The organism is Bacillus cereus group sp. MYBK30-2, assembly GCF_051915945.1.
In the GTDB taxonomy this organism is placed as follows: Bacteria; Bacillota; Bacilli; order Bacillales; family Bacillaceae_G; genus Bacillus_A; species Bacillus_A paramycoides.
The window spans coordinates 1,234,147-1,250,418 of sequence record NZ_JBQAFR010000002.1; the positions used below are offsets into that span (position 1 = coordinate 1,234,147).

The window sequence follows — 16,272 nt, forward strand, 5'->3', positions numbered from 1 at the left end:
TATCATTCAGAATACACTCTCATGATATGCAGCACTAAGATTAGAAAATTTGACTGCAGTGGAGGGATACATAATGGCAGATCGTCGCAATTTATTTTTCTTTTATGGTGATGACAAAGTAACGCTCGTTGAAAAAATGAAACCAATATATCGTATTTTAGAGGAGAATGGATTTACCATATTAGATCATCCAAAAAATGCAAACGCTATCGTCAGCGTTGGAGATGATGGAACTTTCTTACAAGCCGTTCGCAAAACTGGTTTTAGAGAAGATTGCTTATACGCAGGTATTTCGACGAAAGATGAAATTTCTTTCTACTGCGATTTCCATATTGACCACGTTGATACAGCCCTTCAAGAAATTACAAAAAATGAAATTGAAGTGCGAAAGTATCCAACAATTAAAGTAGATGTAGATCACGGCACATCTTTCCATTGTTTAAATGAGTTCTCATTACGCTCTAGCATCATTAAAACATTTGTCGTAGATGTACACGTCGACGATTTATATTTCGAAACATTTAGAGGTGATGGATTAGTTATCTCCACACCAACAGGAAGTACCGCTTATAATAAATCATTACATGGTGCAGTTGTCGATCCACTTATCCCATGTTTCCAAGTAAGCGAACTAGCATCTTTAAATAACAACACATACCGTACACTCGGATCACCGTTTCTTTTAAATCACGAACGTACGTTAACTTTAAAACTTAGACCAGATGGAAATGATTATCCTGTTATCGGAATGGATAACGAAGCACTTAGCATTAAACAAGTGGAAAAAGCCGTTGTTCGATTAAGCGATAAACAAATTAAAACTGTTAAACTAAAAAATAATTCCTTCTGGGAAAAAGTACAGAGAACGTTTTTATAGTAATAAAATAACCCTCGAATTATGGAAATCCCATAATTCGAGGGTTATTTATTTCCCCCGCTATTGGCGCACAGCCTCATATCATTGTCAGTTTTTATCGGTAAATCGATATATTTTAAAAATCACTGATATATTTTGAGTTGCGGTCGATATATTCCGAAAATCGCTAATATACTTTCACACATCTTTTCTATACACAATCTCCCCATCAATGACGGTCATTTCTGCTTGTACTTCTTTTATTTCTTCTGGCTCAATTTCAAATATGTTGCGATCTAATATCGTAAAGTCTGCTTCATATCCTTTTGCGATTTGCCCCCGCTTCGCTTCTTTGCCAATTGCGTATGCACTTCCTGTCGTAAACAAAGAAACTGCCTCATATACCGTTAACTTTTCTTCTGGCATATAGCATACACCGTCAATAAAGCTTCGACGTGTAACAGCACTATATATGCCTAAAAACGGATTTACTTGTTCAATTGGAGCATCAGATCCTCCGTTACAATGTAATCCCGCATCGAGTAATGTCTTCCAAGCGTATGCATAACGAAGGCGATGTTCTCCTAGTTTTTCAATAACTGATGGAAAATCCGACGATACAAAGACAGGCTGAATATCAATGATTGCTTGCAAACTCTTCATTCTTTCAATTAAGTCTTCACGAGCAAGCTGGCAATGAATAATACGGTCACGCAATCCTTCTGCAGGTGGATATAATTCAAGCGCATCAATTACATATTCAAGCGATAAATCACCGATTGTATGAATGGCAACCGGCATTTGTAAATCACGTGCTTTCTTCACTAACTCTGCAAGCTCTTCACGTGAAAAAATGGCAACTCCATTCGTTTCCTTCGCATCTTCGTACGGCTCGCTTAATAAAGCCGTTCTTCCGCCAAAAGAGCCGTCAGAAAAAATTTTCATCGCTCCAAATTCAATATAATGCTCATTTTCATATTCGTTTCGTTCATTCGCTACTTCATGATGAACAAGTAAATGTGCTTTAAATGGCATTTCGTTTATAACATGCGAAAACGCATTATACGTTTTTTGAAAGCCACCATAATAATTTAAGTCTTCCGTATGTCCGCCAACTAACCCGTATTGCCAGCAGTCTAAAATAGCTGTTTGTAACGCGCTTTGCAAATACACTCCATCTATTTCAGGCTGAACATGTTTAATTAACTCTTGTCCTTGCTCATATAAAAGTCCTGTTAACTTATTAGACGCATCACGACCAATTTTCCCGCCTTTCGGGTCTTGTGTCGCTTCTGTTATGTTCGCTTGTTCCAATATGTATGAATTCACCCATGTAACGTGACGACAAACGCGCTTTAATAAAATCGGATGCTCTTTAGAAATCTCATCTAAATCACGTATATGAACATGCTTTGTATCTGTAAAATTATTTTCATTCCAGCCTTCCCCAATAATCCATGTTCCTTGTGGAGCTTCTTCTACTCGCTTCTGAACAAGAATAAGCACTTCGCTATAAGATGTACAATTTGATAAATCTAGACGAATCAACCTCTCCCCATGCCCAATAAGATGCATATGGCTATCAACGAGCCCCGGAATCATTGTTTTCCCTTTTAAATCATACAACTTCACCGCAGAATATTGGCTTTCTAGTTCTTCCTTATTCCCCACAGCAACAATGATGCCATTTTCAACGTAAATAGCTTTAGCTTTTTCATTTTCTTCTCTCATTGTATAAATGGTTCCACCATGCCAAATTTCTCCCATATACTCATCCCCTTTTTCCTTTAGTCTAAATTAAAGTGTATAAAAAAAGCACCATTCCGATTAAAAAATGGTGCTTTCCAAAAATTATTTTTGTTCAGTAGGATTCGTTGTAATTTGCCATTCAATACTAAATTTATCTTTTACTTGTCCGTATGCTGGGCTCCAGAAAGTTTCTTGAAGTGGCATTAAAACTTCTCCACCTTCTTGTAACTTATCAAATACTTCTTTTGCTTTCTCTGCATTACTAATTCGAATTGCAATCGTTACTTGAGATCCAATCGCATGCCCTTTACCTGGGAATGTATCAGAAATCATAAGTTCCGTATTACCAACTTTTAAATGCGCATGTAAAACGCGCTCTTTCGCTTCAGCTGGAATCGGGTATTCTGGATTTTCAGGCATGTCACCAAAAGTTTGCATTACTTCTACTTTTGCATCTAATGCCTCTTTATAAAACTGTACAGCTTCTTGCCCACTACCATCTAAAACTAAGTACGGATTGATACCTAAAATCATACGGACACCTCTTTTTTAAGTTTTTAAAACAGAACTTGTGTTCGATTTTATAATATCATACGTTTTACATCTTATTCAACTATTTACCCCTTCATTTTCGAAATTATTTTGAAGGAAGCTCCATCTCTTGTTTTCTAAGTTCAATACGGCGAATTTTTCCAGAAATCGTTTTTGGTAGTTCATCTACAAATTCAATTTTGCGAGGGTATTTATATGGTGCAGTCAGTTCTTTGACGTGTTCTTGAAGCACTGGAATTAATGTTTCTTCGTTCTCTTGTATATTCTCTCTTAATACGATAAATGCCTTCACGACACTTCCGCGAATTTCATCTGGACTTGCGACAACAGCACATTCTCTTACGTATGGATGTTTTACAAGTGCATCTTCTACTTCAAACGGTCCGATTGTATAACCAGAGCTAATAATGATATCATCTCCGCGTCCTTCAAACCAGAAATAGCCGTCTTCATCTTTTTTCGCTTTGTCACCGGTAATATAATAATCGCCGCGGAATTGCATCGCTGTGCGTTCATCATCTTTATAATATTGTTTAAAGAGTGCTGGTGTTTCAATATGAACCGCAATATCACCAACTTCTCCTACCTGTACTGGAATCCCTTCCTCATTTACGATATCAACATGGTTTCCTGGCGTCGGTTTTCCCATTGATCCTGGTCTAATGCCCATCCCTTTCATTATACCAACAAGTAACGTGTTTTCCGTTTGCCCATAGCCGTCTCTTACCGTAATATCGAAATGCCTTTGGAACGTTTCAATGACTTCCCTGTTTAACGGTTCACCTGCTGATACAGCGCTATGTAACGCCTCTAAATTGTATTCACTTAAGTTTTCTACCTTTGCCATTAATCTATATTCAGTCGGCGTACAACAAAGCACATTCACCTTGTTATCACCTAATAAATTTAAATACGTTTTCGGCTCAAATTTACCGTGATATACAAATCCTGTTGCACCTGAACCGAGAGTCGCTAAAAACGGGCTCCAAATCCACTTTTGCCAACCTGGACTAGCCGTTGCCCATACAACATCATTTTCTTCAATTCCAAGCCAGTTTGGAGCACTTGTACGTAAATGTGCGTATGCCCATGCATGCGTATGAACAACTCCTTTTGGATTTCCTGTCGTCCCTGACGTATAAGATAAAAAGACCATATCTTCTTTATCTGTCTTCGCTATTTCTAGCATGTCACTTTCTGTTTCTAATGCTGTTTTTAAGTTTGTCCATCCATCTACTGATCGCTCGCTCAGAACGAATTTTTGAAGAGAGTCCATCGCCTCTACCTCGTCAAATTGTCCAATATACGGTTCGTAGCTGACGATTGCCTTCACTTCCCCGTGCCCAATACGATACTCAATATCTTTTTTACGCAACATTTCTGAGCTTGGAATAACGACAAATCCTGCTTTAATCGCAGCGATATACGTCATGTAAGCTTCAATTAAGCGCGGCATCATAATAAGGAGCTTGTCCCCTTTTTGTAAGCCACTTTTTATAAAAGCGTTTCCAATTTTATTCGCACCTTGCATTAATTCAAAATATGTAACCTCTCGTCTATTTCCTTTATCATCTTGCCAAATTAAAGCAAGCTTCTCTTTATCGCCTGTATATTTCTCTATTTCCGAAACTAAATTATAAGACGGTGGCGCCAACAATTCCTCTCTCTTCATAAACATCCTCCTTTATTTCTATGCCTCCCTTATATAATAAAGAATTTTCAGTAAATTTTGAACCCTCTTATTTTGACAAATTTTTCAGTTTTGCCGAATTGGTAAATGAAACTATATCGACAATTTTTCAAATATATCGAACATAACTTGGAATATATCGACGTAAAACTAAATATATCAACGTTTCGACAGGTGATATCGACTTACCGACAAAAAGCGACACAACAAAAAGAAAGAGCGGGAAAACCCGCTCTTTCTAAGCCATCGTATATGGAATTATTTTTGGTAACCGCCTAATTGTTGCTCAGCTAGTGAAACTAGACGTTTAGTAATTTCGCCACCAACAGAACCGTTAGCGCGAGATGTTGCATCAGCTCCAAGTTGAACACCAAACTCTTGAGCGATTTCATATTTCATTTGATCTAATGCTGCTTGAGCACCAGACACTGCTAATTTATTTGTGCTTGCCATGTTGTATCACCTCCTTGTGAGTATAGAGTGTGATAAACAACATGACTTCATGCACATTTGAATGTGGTAATTTATGGGTTTAGAAAAGTTCTTCGAATTTTTCTTCTTCCGCCACTACTTCTACTGTTTGTAATACCATTTGTTCTGTGTTTGCTACAGCTTCTTCAATTAACGGCGTGAAATCGTATTTCGATTCAAAACGATTTGCTTTCTCACGCTTCGGTTTCGTCGCTGGGCTTGCTGGTGTGAATACTGTACAGCAGTCTTCGTATGGACGAATTGAAATATCATATGTGCCAATTTCTTCAGCGATTTTAATAATTTCTAATTTATCCATCGTAATAAGCGGGCGAATAACAGGATAGTTTGTCACTTCGTTAATCGTATGCATACTATCTAACGTTTGGCTCGCTACTTGTCCAAGACTTTCACCAGTCGTAATTGCAAGTGCATTACGCTCCTCTGCGATACGCTCTGTAATACGCATCATCATACGACGCATAACCGTCATAGAATAGCTAGATGGAATTTCTTTATTAATTGTTTTTTGCACTTCAGTAAACGGAACAAGATGAAGTGTTACACGTTTACAGTATTTCGTTAACTCTTGTGCTAAATCGATTACTTTTTGTTTCGCGCGCTCACTTGTGAAAGGTGGACTATGGAAGTGAACTGCCTCCACAGATACGCCGCGTTTCATCGTTAAGTAAGCTGCTACCGGGCTATCGATACCACCAGAAAGAAGTACCATTACTTTTCCGCCAACGCCAACTGGTAAACCGCCAGCTCCCATGCGCTCATCACACATAATATAGCTGTAACCACTGCGAATTTCTACACGTACATTCACATCTGGATTATGAACGTCTACTGTGATATCCTCTGTATTTTCTAAAATGTGCCCACCGATTTCTGGAAGTAACTCCATCGTCTTCATTGGGAAGCGCTTATCAGAACGGTGCACTGTAATTTTAAATGTTTTCACATCGTCTTTTACTTGTAAGAAAGCTGCTAGTGCACCTTTTTTAATATCTTCTAATTCTGATGGTACTTTCATCGCTAAGTTAAACTTATGAATACCGAATACATCTTTCAATCTTTCAGAAATTGCTTCATGGTCTTCACCGTTTAATTGGATGTACATACGATCATGTGTTGCATCGATTTTAATGTTTGGGAATTTTTTTAATTTGAATTTCACATTATCTCTTAACGTACTTACAAATTTAGAGCGGTTCTTACCTTTAGTCGTCATCTCTCCGTAACGAACTAAAATATATTCATATGTCATCATATTTCTTTACCTCATCACTTCATATAATTTTGGCATTGTCTCTTTAACAATACCTTCAAATTGTTTTACTTCTTCCATCGTGTTTTCCGGTGCTAGACTAATGCGAATCGCACTTGCAGCTGCGGCGTGCGGTACTCCCATTGACACTAACACTCGGCTCACTTCATTTGCTTTTGAAGAACAAGCAGACTTCGTCGATACATATACACCATGCTCTTCTAAAGCATGAACGACTACTTCTGGTTTTAAACCGACAAATGATACATTTAAAATGTGCGGTGCCGCATATTCAAGTGACGTATTAATCGTTACATCTTCCATCTCTTTAAAGAAACGGACCAGCTCTGTTTGTAAATTTTGCAAATGAACTACCTTTTCTTTCACTTGTTCCATCGTCATACGAAGTGCTTTCACCATCGCTACAATACCAGGTAAGTTTTCTGTACCTGAGCGATACTTGAGCTCTTGTTGACCACCTGATAAGATTGGATCTAATCTTACACCATCACGTACATAAAGAAGTCCTGTTCCCTTTACACTGTGAAATTTATGCCCAGATATTGAACAAAGATCAATATGAGAAGCGTATAAATCAAGTGGTACTTTTCCTATCCCTTGTACATGGTCCACGTGGAATCTTATTTTCGGATAATTCGATAATAACGTTCCAATTTCAGCAACGGGCTGAATCGCTCCCGTCTCGTTGTTCACGTGAATAATTGACACAAGAATCGTATCTTCACGAAGCGCTCGTTTTACATCTTCTACCGATACAACACCATGCTCATTAACCGGTAAATATGTTACATCAAAACCGAGATCCTCTAATTGTTTATATGCCTCAAACACAGACGCGTGTTCAATATTTGTTGTAATGATATGTTTGCCGCGCGAACGATTCCTCATCGCTATCCCTTTAATCGCAAGGTTATTCCCTTCCGTTCCACCTGATGTGAAAATAATTTCAGAAGGTTTAACGTGAAGGAGCTGTGCTGCAATCGTTCTCGATTGAGTTAATAGACGCTCTGCCTCTCCTCCAAGCGAATGAATAGAAGAAGGATTACCAAAATATTTCCCTGCAACCGTTACGTACGATTGAAGAGCTTCTGGATATGGCTTCGTCGTCGCACTATTATCAAAATAGATCATCGTTCTTCCCCTTTCAGCGCTATCACATCATATAATCATATCACAAATACGTGTAATTACGCTAAGACTACTCAAAGGTTCCGTTTTTATATAAAAGTGTACAGTTTTCCCCGCTATTTGCAGGCAGCCTGATTCGTGAAGATTAACAATCAGTGGTGGATGAATCCCCATCACTTATGATTTCACTTTATTTTGAAACGAACACCCTTACTATATTCCGCTATTCATTATAGCAACATCGTCTTCAAAATTACACAAAAAAACAAACCCTTTATTAAAGGGTTTGTTCATTGTCTACATATTCAGCTATTTTTTGAACAACGCCAGGTTCAAGCTGCTCTAATACAGAAGCTGCTTGCTCTAAAGCTGCATCGTATTGATATTCACGGAACAACTTCTCCGCATAATCTAAACTTTGCGCAAGTTCCACATCATGACTGCGGTAACGATTACCGTATTGAATTAATTTTTCAACTAAATATGCTTGTCCAATTAACTCTTCCGTCATTTCATATACACCATTCACAGTTGTATATGCTTCTTCTAAACTGCTATTTACAGCATTCATATTTAACGGTTTTACTTCTAATTGCTCATATACAGCTTGCATTGCCATTTGCCCTCTTTGTAAATCTTCCATAATGCTCTCTGGAAGGCCTGGCAAATTCGACTTTTGCATAAAGCGTTTCGTTTCAAAAATGGTATTTCGCATTTCTTGTAACTTTTCACGTGCTTCAAATTCTTCTTTACGCATCGTTTGTAGCATTTCTTTATATTCTTCATGAAGTACTTTTAAAGTTTCACATTGCTCATAAATCTCTTCTAGTTCCTCACGAATAATAGAGAATGCAATATCTTGCTCAGCAACTCGTAATTGCAATACTTCAAAACGTTTCAATAAAATATGCATTTGTTTTTCAATTACTTTTTGCGACTCAATATCTTTATCTTGTAATTGATAACTTTGTTTCACAAGTTGTGTTTCTGTTTTCGTTTCAATTGTTTCTATGCGAATTTCTTCTAAATCTTCATAAACAGAAAGTGTTTTTTGCTCCACATAATGTTTCGCATGCACTTCTTGTTCAAGTTGGTCATAAAAACCATCTAAACGAGTTTTTAAGTTTTCTACTTTTTCAGCTGCTTCCGTTATATGAAGCTCCTGTATATCCATTAAACATGTTTGTAGTTGTTTCGTCATATCACGGACTTCTTTAGGGATTTCTAAATACTCTAATACATAGCCTTGTTTTATCATATCGTCATGGCCGTGCAATAAATCTTCCAGCTGAACTGGTAATGTCGCTTGACACTCTACCAATAAATCTGGAATTTGATGAATAATAATTTCTAAACTTGCTAAACCTTCTTCTAAACTAATAACAATTTCTCTCGCTTTTAAATAATCACCATTATCTGTTGCTTCTTCAAAACTTTTAAATTTATTAGATTCAGCATCTAGCATCTCTTCAATTCTTTGCTCAGCTGCTCCATACATATGTCGATGAGCAAGAACACTTTTCTTCATACTACGATATGTATCACGTAACCCTTCAATTTCCGAACTATTTTTCTCATGGCTTTCTAACAGTTGCTGTAATTCATTTAAAATATCAGTAATACGATTATCAGCGTCATCTAAACCACTTATGGATTCGTTCATCGCATGCTTTGCTTTTCGGAAGGAGAATTGCGAGGCGAATTTTCGCGCTTGCCCTAAATCTTTTTCAGCTTTCGGAAGAGTTGTTGATACAATTTCATCCCACTCTTCACGCCATTTACCAAACAGTTCTTCTGTTTGACCTGTCATATTTAAATCTTTCACCCGTTTTAGTTCATCTGCCACAGGTTTATCTTTTATTTCTTGTTTCCACTGCTCCAGTGCTCCAATATCTTTATATGAACGATTTCTTATCACAAGCTCTATCATGAGCAGCACTAGAATAGAGCTTACTACAATGATAACGATCGTCAGGATAGAATCCATGCAAAAAAGCCTCCTAGTTATATCTCTTTTTTTGTCCGTTCCGTTTATGAAATGGAAGGCATTATGTATAAAAAGGGAATTCCCCTATATTTAACAACTAACAATGCACTAATCATACCATGTAATGGCGTGTTTTTGACCTAGTTTTTTTAAAAATTTCATGTTTCTTTAAATGAAATTGTAATCTTTCTCAACATTCCGTTTACTTCATCCTCTATCCTCAAATGAACGCGATAACAAGCACTCTTCCATATGAGATACGAAATAAATTTTTCGCAATAGTGATGGTTCTACAGAAATTGCATGCACATTACCTTGCATTACTGCTTGCTGTACAGCTATTTCTGGAAGCAACGTTATACCAAGTCCAGCTCCTACCATCGCAAGCATAGGTTCTGCATAAGAGGTTTCAACTGCAATTATCGGTTTCGCGCCCATACCTTGAAACATATTCATAATCATTTTCCTTACATCACATATTTCTGGGTATACAATTAACTTTTCATCCTGTAAATCTTCCATTCGAATTACCGTTTTCTCTTTATACGGATGATCATTTGAAACAGCACAAACAATTTTTTCTTCCCGAATTTCTTTTATAGACGTAGCGCCTTCTACTACTGAATCAATGAACATCGCTTCAATCTTCCGCTCTTTAAATAATTCCATTAATACTTTCGTATGCTCGATTTGCCACTCTACTTCATATACATCGCCTAATATGTCTTTACACTTTGATATGTAATGAGCCGCTAAACTCGGTAATATACCTATTGAGATTTTCCGCTTCTCTTGAAATTCCTTCATTTCCGTTTTCACTTCATTTATTTGTTCCAAAATCGGTGACATTCTTTTTATAAATAACTCTCCAGCTTTTGTTAATTCTACCCCTTGAGCGGAACGTTTTAATAAAGTAACCTCTAAGTCAGCTTCTAATCTTTGAATTTGTTTACTAAGCGCTGGTTGTGAAATATGTAAAAGTTTACTCGCTTTCGATAAACTTCGCGTTTTCTTTACTTCAATAAACGATCGTACTGCCTCCAAATCCATCATACACACCTCTAACAAAAAGTTATAACCGCCATAAAAAATCTATATTTCCTCTTAGAAAGAATCAATCATTATACTTATTTTATCAACTTACTATAACGAAATGTAAAGGAGAATGATACTCTTGGACAAAAAACAAATACTACTCGGATCCCTTCTATGCTTACTCGCTGTAACGGCTTGGGGATTTATGTTTCCTGTAATGGCAAATGCCCTGCAATTTATAGATCCATTCTTCTTCACAACTATCCGCTATGGATCAGCAGCTATTATTTTCCTTATTCTGCTCTTAATCATCGAGGGGAAGAATTCGCTCCGCTTAGAAAAACGAACACTTTCGTTATTCTTTTATGGAACAGTCGGTTTCGCAGGGTATGGATTTCTCGTTTTCTACGGACAACAACTTGCCGGACCTTCCGGAGCAATCCATGCAGCTATGATTCAGTCTCTTATGCCACTAATTGCTCTATTATTGCAATGGATAACTAAAAATAAACGCCCACAACACTACACCTTTCTTTGTATGTTCGTTGCATTATTCGGTGTTATGCTTGTCATTTCAAAAGGAAACATTCACTTATTATTCGGAACCGCAAGTCACTTATCAACAAATGTATTTATGTTATGTGGCGTTACTTGCTGGGTAATTTACACGAACGGCGGTGCTAATTTCAATTCTTGGTCACCGCTTAGATACACAACATTAACTTGTTTATTCGGCTCTATTTCACTCGTTGTAATCGTTACCGCATTAACAAACGCAAATATAGTCGCTGTACCATCACTACATACAATTATGAGCGTTCGTTTTGAACTCTTTTATATGTCAATTATTGCGGGCGTTATCGCTGTATTTTGCTGGAACACAGGAAATCGATATATTTCATCTATTAACGGCATATTATTTATGAATTTAGTTCCTGTGCTTGCACTTATCGGTTCTATATTTCGAGGTTATACAATTGACAACATAGAAATTGTCGGAGCGGTATTAACAATTATTGCGCTATTATGCAACAATTTATGGCAAAGAAAACAAGACATAAAAATCCCCACCTCAGTTCGTTAGGTGGGGGTTTTTCACATATGAACAGCTCTTGGCAATTCATAGTACATATTCGTTGTATACAATGTTCGTTCTATCCATTGCTCAATTTCTTTCGTGTACATTTCTAAGAAAAATGTCTCTGACGGAAAAGAATGTAGTACTTCTGATATATATTGCGGATATAAAAACGGCATATTCATCATGCCTTTTAATTGCGTCATAAACATTGTAAAAGATACCTTTTTAAATTCTTTCTTCATTTGTCCTTGTTTAATAATTTGCTCTATATAATATCTTTCTCTAGAAAAATAAACGGTCATCACTTCACGAATTAATGTCGTATCAAGCGAAAGCTCTCTATAAAAAAAACGTGTCAGTTCCCTATTATCAAATTGATATCGTAAAATCCCGCGCACCATTTGCACCATCGCATCTTTAGCCGATAAATATTCTCTCTGTTCAAATGATGTTTCAATCACGTGAATATATCCTTCTAAAAAATCAGTAATAAGCTGTTCTAATAATCCTTGCTTTCCAGCAAAATAATATGAAATATTCGCTACATTCACATCCGCTCGCTTTGCAATGTCTCGCACCGACGTTCCATCATAACCTTTCGTATTAAACAACGATATTGCCGCATCAATTACCTTTTGTTTCGTCTGCTTCATGCGCTCACTTCCTCTCACTGAACAGCTATAGTTTAAATTTCTTGACTTTTAAGACAAATTCCTTTAATTTTCTATCGACAAAGTCATGTGAAATACATCGTATTTTGCTAGCATTTTACATATCTCGATAAAAAGGGAGTTGTTTCCATGTTTACAAAAGAAAGTTATGCAGGATCTCGTGAGCAGCAATATGAGACAGTAATTAAACAACTGGATGCATTATTAACTGGCGAACCGAACGTAGTCGCAAACTTATCAAATGCGTCCGCACTATTAAATCAATTTTTAGATCGCGTTAATTGGGTTGGCTTTTATGTAACAGAAGGAAATCAGCTTGTTCTTGGACCATTCCAAGGAATGCCCGCTTGCGTACGTATTCCTTTCGGACGCGGTGTTTGCGGCGCGGCAGCTGAAACAAAAACAACGCAACTTGTAGCAGATGTTCACCAATTCCCAGGACATATCGCTTGCGATAGTGCCTCTAATTCGGAAATCGTTGTACCGATTATGAAAGAAGGAACTGTCATTGGTGTACTTGATATTGATAGTCCTGAAAAAAATCGTTTCGATGAAGTGGATCAGCACTATTTAGAAAAGTTTGTGGAAACACTCCTAAAACATATGTAAAAAAGAAAAGAGTGAGTTATCAATTACGTACGTAATGTACGAAACCGATAGCTCACTCCTTTTTATCCCGCTATTTGCGGGCAGTAAGACTCCCACCTCAAAATTCGGCGAATGCGAGGAAGTTAGGTGGGAGATAACTGCCCGTAAAAGCCCGATTGGTGAGGGCTGATAATCAGTGGGGGATGGACAAAACCCCCACTGATTAAAGTTTCACTTTATTGATTGCTAACAGTGGATATCTTTTTAAGCGCCTGCTCTAAATCGGAAATGATATCTTCCCATGATTCTAAACCGACAGATAGGCGTATTAAATTATCAAAAATACCCATTTCCTTCCGGAGCTCAGCTGGAATAGCCGCGTGCGTCATCGTCGCCGGATGCTGAATTAACGTTTCTGTATCACCTAAACTTACCGCAATCGTAATAAAATGGAGGTCATTAATAAACGACTGTGCTTCCTCTTTTCCACCTTTTACAGAAAAAGAAATAACGCCCCCGCCTCGTTTCATTTGCCGAGATGCTAACTCTCCCTCCGGATACCAAACACCTTCAACCGCTTCATGATTTTTCAAAAACGATACAATTTTTTCAGCATTATCACAATGACGATCCATTCTTACCGCTAACGTCTTTAACCCGCGTAATAATAACCACGCATCAAACGGCGCCATAATACCGCCAATATCTTTTCGCATCGGACGGATTTTTTCCGCTAACGCTTTCGTTTTACAAATTGTTACACCCGCTACAACATCCCCGTGACCCCCAATATATTTTGTCGCACTATGAACGACAGCGTCACATCCGAGCTCAAGAGGCCTTTGTAAATAAGGTGAACAAAATGTATTATCGACAATAACAAGTAAGCCATTTCGCTTTGCTACTTGTATCACCTTCTCTAAATCGATTAATTTCATCGTTGGATTAATCGGTGTTTCAACAAAAATGAGCTTTGTATTTGGACGAACCTTCCCTTCCAAATCCTCCTCTATTTCCATATCACAAAACGAATGAGTAATCATAAATTTTTCTTCTAACACTTCTAAAAAACCGTAAGTACATCCATATAATCCATTTGAACAAATAATATGATCTCCAGCCTTTAGAAAGCCAATTAACGTTGCTGAAATTGCTGCCATACCTGAACCGAACGCCAGCGCTTCCTCTCCACCTTCTAAAACAGCCATACGTTCTTCAAATAAATTCACAGTTGGATTTCCAAGCCTTGAATAAATATAAGATGGATCTTCTCCAGCAAAACTCGCTTCTCCTTGCTGTGCTGTCTCAAACGTAAATGTAGAAGTTTGAAATAAAGGTGGTGTTAAACTCCCTTTATGTTCATTTGATTCATAACCGTGATGAATTAATGCTGTCTCCATATGTTTCTTTTTCATAAAAACATCCCCCTTATGTTTTTATTGCCACTTATCCACCAGTAAAAAACTGATGAACGTTTTTACTACATTTTATGTAAGCGTTTTACTTATGTTTCTATCTCTTCTTTTATATTGTTTCAAATTCCTTCTTGTTAATTTCCAAAATTTATATGCATAAAACAAAAAGATACTCGCTTGACGAAATTGTAGGTAAAAGATATAATAGCGTTTGTGTAAAATAAAAAGGCAGCCTTGTAATGTGAGTTTATCGTTTGTATTTTGTTCCTCTGCGGAGGTGTATCTCGTAACTCCCTGCTGCTGGAGCGAAGGTACATGAAAACAAAATACCCGTAAATATCGATTACGTCTGTTTTTATTTTACGAAAATAAAAACATTTTTAAAGGAGGAGTCAACTATGGCTCGTTATACAGGTCCAGCTTGGAAACTGTCTCGTCGTCTTGGAATCTCTCTAAGCGGCACAGGAAAAGAATTAGAAAAACGCCCTTACGCACCAGGTCCTCACGGTCCTAACCAACGTAAGAAACTTTCAGAATACGGTTTACAATTACAAGAGAAACAAAAACTTCGTCACATGTACGGCATGACTGAGCGTCAATTCCGTCGCACATTTGACCAAGCAGGTAAAATGCCTGGTAAGCACGGCGAAAACTTCATGATCCTTCTTGAAGCTCGTCTTGACAACCTAGTTTACCGCATGGGCTTAGCTCGCACTCGTCGCGCAGCTCGCCAATTAGTAAACCACGGTCACATCATGGTAGATGGCGCTCGCGTAGATATCCCATCTTACCGCGTTAAACCTGGTCAAACTATCAGCGTTCGCGAAAAATCTAACAGCCTTGTTGTTGTTAAAGAAGCGATCGAAGTTAACAACTTCGTACCAGAATACTTAACTTTCGATGCTGATAAATTAGAAGCTACTTACACTCGTCACGCTGAGCGTTCTGAGTTAGCAGCTGAAATCAACGAAGCATTAATCGTAGAGTTCTACTCTCGTTAATGACAAAAAGCCAATCCTATGGATTGGCTTTTTTCGTTTATATATAAAATAAAATTATTTATTTTCCTCTTTTTGAACATATACATAAGCATCTTTCTGCTCTTTATGTATATCAACCTTCGTGTTCTCTGCAAGCTGACCCGCATTTAGCAAAGAAAAAATAATAAGCGCTTCTAGTGACATTTCGTTTTACCACTCCTTTCTAGTTGTTATACGATTATCATACCGCTTACATGTGATTTCCGTATGAACTCGAAAAGGAGATTAAAACAAAAAAATTTAAAGGACTGCCAACTGCACTCTATCTCCTGAGTAGTTTATTAAAGCAAATTATTACGTTATAATAACCAGAAAATGGGGGGTAATTTCATTTTGACAATAAATCAAATGGTTCAATTCGGCAGTTCGTTTATGCTGTTTATTACTTCAGCATTTATTAGTTGGTATCAGGGAAGTAATTTAATAGACAGCCCTGATGAATGGAAATATAGCGCGAAGTTTACGAATTATTTTAAAGGGCCCGTTTCAAGTTATGAAGATATTTATCAAATCGATTTCTTTATATATGCGGCAAAATTTTATCCCACAGCATTTGTCGTTATGCTAATTAGCTTACTTTATATGCTAGTATTAATTTTTCATATTCTATTTAAAAGAAATACTGAGGCAATCTAAATTCATACATAAAAAACCCCGAATCATAGATTTTTCAGCCTACAATTCGGGGTACTATTTGTTTTAAATTCTTTTCTGA

At 37.3% G+C, this 16,272-nt stretch carries 16 protein-coding genes; 5 read left to right on the plus strand and 11 right to left on the minus strand.

Annotated features, from left to right (window positions below; all coding sequences use genetic code 11):
- The first annotated feature begins 73 nt into the window (after nt 1–73).
- Nucleotides 74–877 (plus strand): NAD kinase, encoded by an 804-nt coding sequence (locus ACTFQM_RS18030; RefSeq protein WP_002173765.1) that lies wholly within the window; start codon nt 74–76, stop codon nt 875–877.
- A gap of 177 nt (nt 878–1,054) precedes the next feature.
- Here the strand turns inward: ACTFQM_RS18030 and ACTFQM_RS18035 are convergent, their stop codons facing one another.
- The 8 genes from ACTFQM_RS18035 to ACTFQM_RS18070 all read right to left on the minus strand — a co-directional run bounded on the left by ACTFQM_RS18035 (nt 1,055) and on the right by ACTFQM_RS18070 (nt 10,780).
- Nucleotides 1,055–2,623, minus strand: coding sequence for an amidohydrolase (locus tag ACTFQM_RS18035; protein WP_440035461.1), 1,569 nt, complete (start codon nt 2,621–2,623; stop codon nt 1,055–1,057).
- 84 nt (nt 2,624–2,707) lie between these two features.
- Nucleotides 2,708–3,139 carry a VOC family protein gene (locus ACTFQM_RS18040; RefSeq protein WP_440035462.1) on the minus strand — a complete coding sequence of 144 codons (432 nt, stop codon included), beginning with the start codon at nt 3,137–3,139 and terminating at the stop codon, nt 2,708–2,710.
- 103 nt (nt 3,140–3,242) lie between these two features.
- Complete coding sequence (gene mbcS, locus ACTFQM_RS18045) at nt 3,243–4,829, minus strand: acyl-CoA synthetase MbcS (RefSeq protein ID WP_002173768.1); 1,587 nt, start codon at nt 4,827–4,829, stop codon at nt 3,243–3,245.
- Nucleotides 4,830–5,105: 276 nt separating this feature from the next.
- Nucleotides 5,106–5,300 carry an alpha/beta-type small acid-soluble spore protein gene (locus ACTFQM_RS18050; RefSeq protein ID WP_000168891.1) on the minus strand — a complete coding sequence of 65 codons (195 nt, stop codon included), beginning with the start codon at nt 5,298–5,300 and terminating at the stop codon, nt 5,106–5,108.
- A gap of 79 nt (nt 5,301–5,379) precedes the next feature.
- On the minus strand, nt 5,380–6,594 hold the full coding sequence (gene thiI / locus ACTFQM_RS18055; protein ID WP_178938794.1) for a tRNA uracil 4-sulfurtransferase ThiI: 1,215 nt from the start codon (nt 6,592–6,594) through the stop codon (nt 5,380–5,382).
- Between the two features lie 6 nt (nt 6,595–6,600).
- On the minus strand, nt 6,601–7,743 hold the full coding sequence (locus ACTFQM_RS18060; RefSeq protein ID WP_048372153.1) for a cysteine desulfurase family protein: 1,143 nt from the start codon (nt 7,741–7,743) through the stop codon (nt 6,601–6,603).
- 274 nt (nt 7,744–8,017) lie between these two features.
- Nucleotides 8,018–9,727: a septation ring formation regulator EzrA gene (gene ezrA, locus ACTFQM_RS18065; protein WP_440035465.1), complete on the minus strand. Its 1,710-nt coding sequence runs from the start codon at nt 9,725–9,727 to the stop codon at nt 8,018–8,020.
- A gap of 207 nt (nt 9,728–9,934) precedes the next feature.
- Nucleotides 9,935–10,780, minus strand: coding sequence for a LysR family transcriptional regulator (locus tag ACTFQM_RS18070; protein WP_440035467.1), 846 nt, complete (start codon nt 10,778–10,780; stop codon nt 9,935–9,937).
- A gap of 121 nt (nt 10,781–10,901) precedes the next feature.
- On the opposite strand from ACTFQM_RS18070, the gene ACTFQM_RS18075 reads away from it, so the two are divergent.
- The gene (locus ACTFQM_RS18075; RefSeq protein ID WP_440035469.1) at nt 10,902–11,846 is read left to right on the plus strand and encodes a DMT family transporter; all 945 of its coding nucleotides are present in this window, start codon (nt 10,902–10,904) and stop codon (nt 11,844–11,846) included.
- Nucleotides 11,847–11,857: 11 nt separating this feature from the next.
- Here the strand turns inward: ACTFQM_RS18075 and refZ are convergent, their stop codons facing one another.
- Nucleotides 11,858–12,496 (minus strand): forespore capture DNA-binding protein RefZ, encoded by a 639-nt coding sequence (refZ, locus tag ACTFQM_RS18080; RefSeq protein ID WP_440035470.1) that lies wholly within the window; start codon nt 12,494–12,496, stop codon nt 11,858–11,860.
- A gap of 147 nt (nt 12,497–12,643) precedes the next feature.
- Here refZ and ACTFQM_RS18085 point away from each other — a divergent pair, with 147 nt between their 5' ends.
- Nucleotides 12,644–13,123 carry a GAF domain-containing protein gene (locus tag ACTFQM_RS18085; RefSeq protein ID WP_002173777.1) on the plus strand — a complete coding sequence of 160 codons (480 nt, stop codon included), beginning with the start codon at nt 12,644–12,646 and terminating at the stop codon, nt 13,121–13,123.
- 215 nt (nt 13,124–13,338) lie between these two features.
- Here the strand turns inward: ACTFQM_RS18085 and megL are convergent, their stop codons facing one another.
- Nucleotides 13,339–14,517, minus strand: a complete 1,179-nt coding sequence (gene megL / locus ACTFQM_RS18090; RefSeq protein ID WP_440035471.1) for a methionine gamma-lyase — start codon at nt 14,515–14,517, stop codon at nt 13,339–13,341.
- Nucleotides 14,518–14,915: 398 nt separating this feature from the next.
- On the opposite strand from megL, the gene rpsD reads away from it, so the two are divergent.
- Nucleotides 14,916–15,518 carry a 30S ribosomal protein S4 gene (gene rpsD, locus ACTFQM_RS18095; RefSeq protein WP_000135316.1) on the plus strand — a complete coding sequence of 201 codons (603 nt, stop codon included), beginning with the start codon at nt 14,916–14,918 and terminating at the stop codon, nt 15,516–15,518.
- 54 nt (nt 15,519–15,572) lie between these two features.
- Here the strand turns inward: rpsD and ACTFQM_RS18100 are convergent, their stop codons facing one another.
- Nucleotides 15,573–15,701, minus strand: a complete 129-nt coding sequence (locus tag ACTFQM_RS18100) for a hypothetical protein (RefSeq protein ID WP_002112286.1) — start codon at nt 15,699–15,701, stop codon at nt 15,573–15,575.
- 189 nt (nt 15,702–15,890) lie between these two features.
- Between ACTFQM_RS18100 and ACTFQM_RS18105 the strand changes: the two genes are divergently transcribed.
- On the plus strand, nt 15,891–16,193 hold the full coding sequence (locus tag ACTFQM_RS18105; RefSeq protein ID WP_440035473.1) for a YjdJ family protein: 303 nt from the start codon (nt 15,891–15,893) through the stop codon (nt 16,191–16,193).
- Nucleotides 16,194–16,272 lie beyond the last annotated feature (79 nt).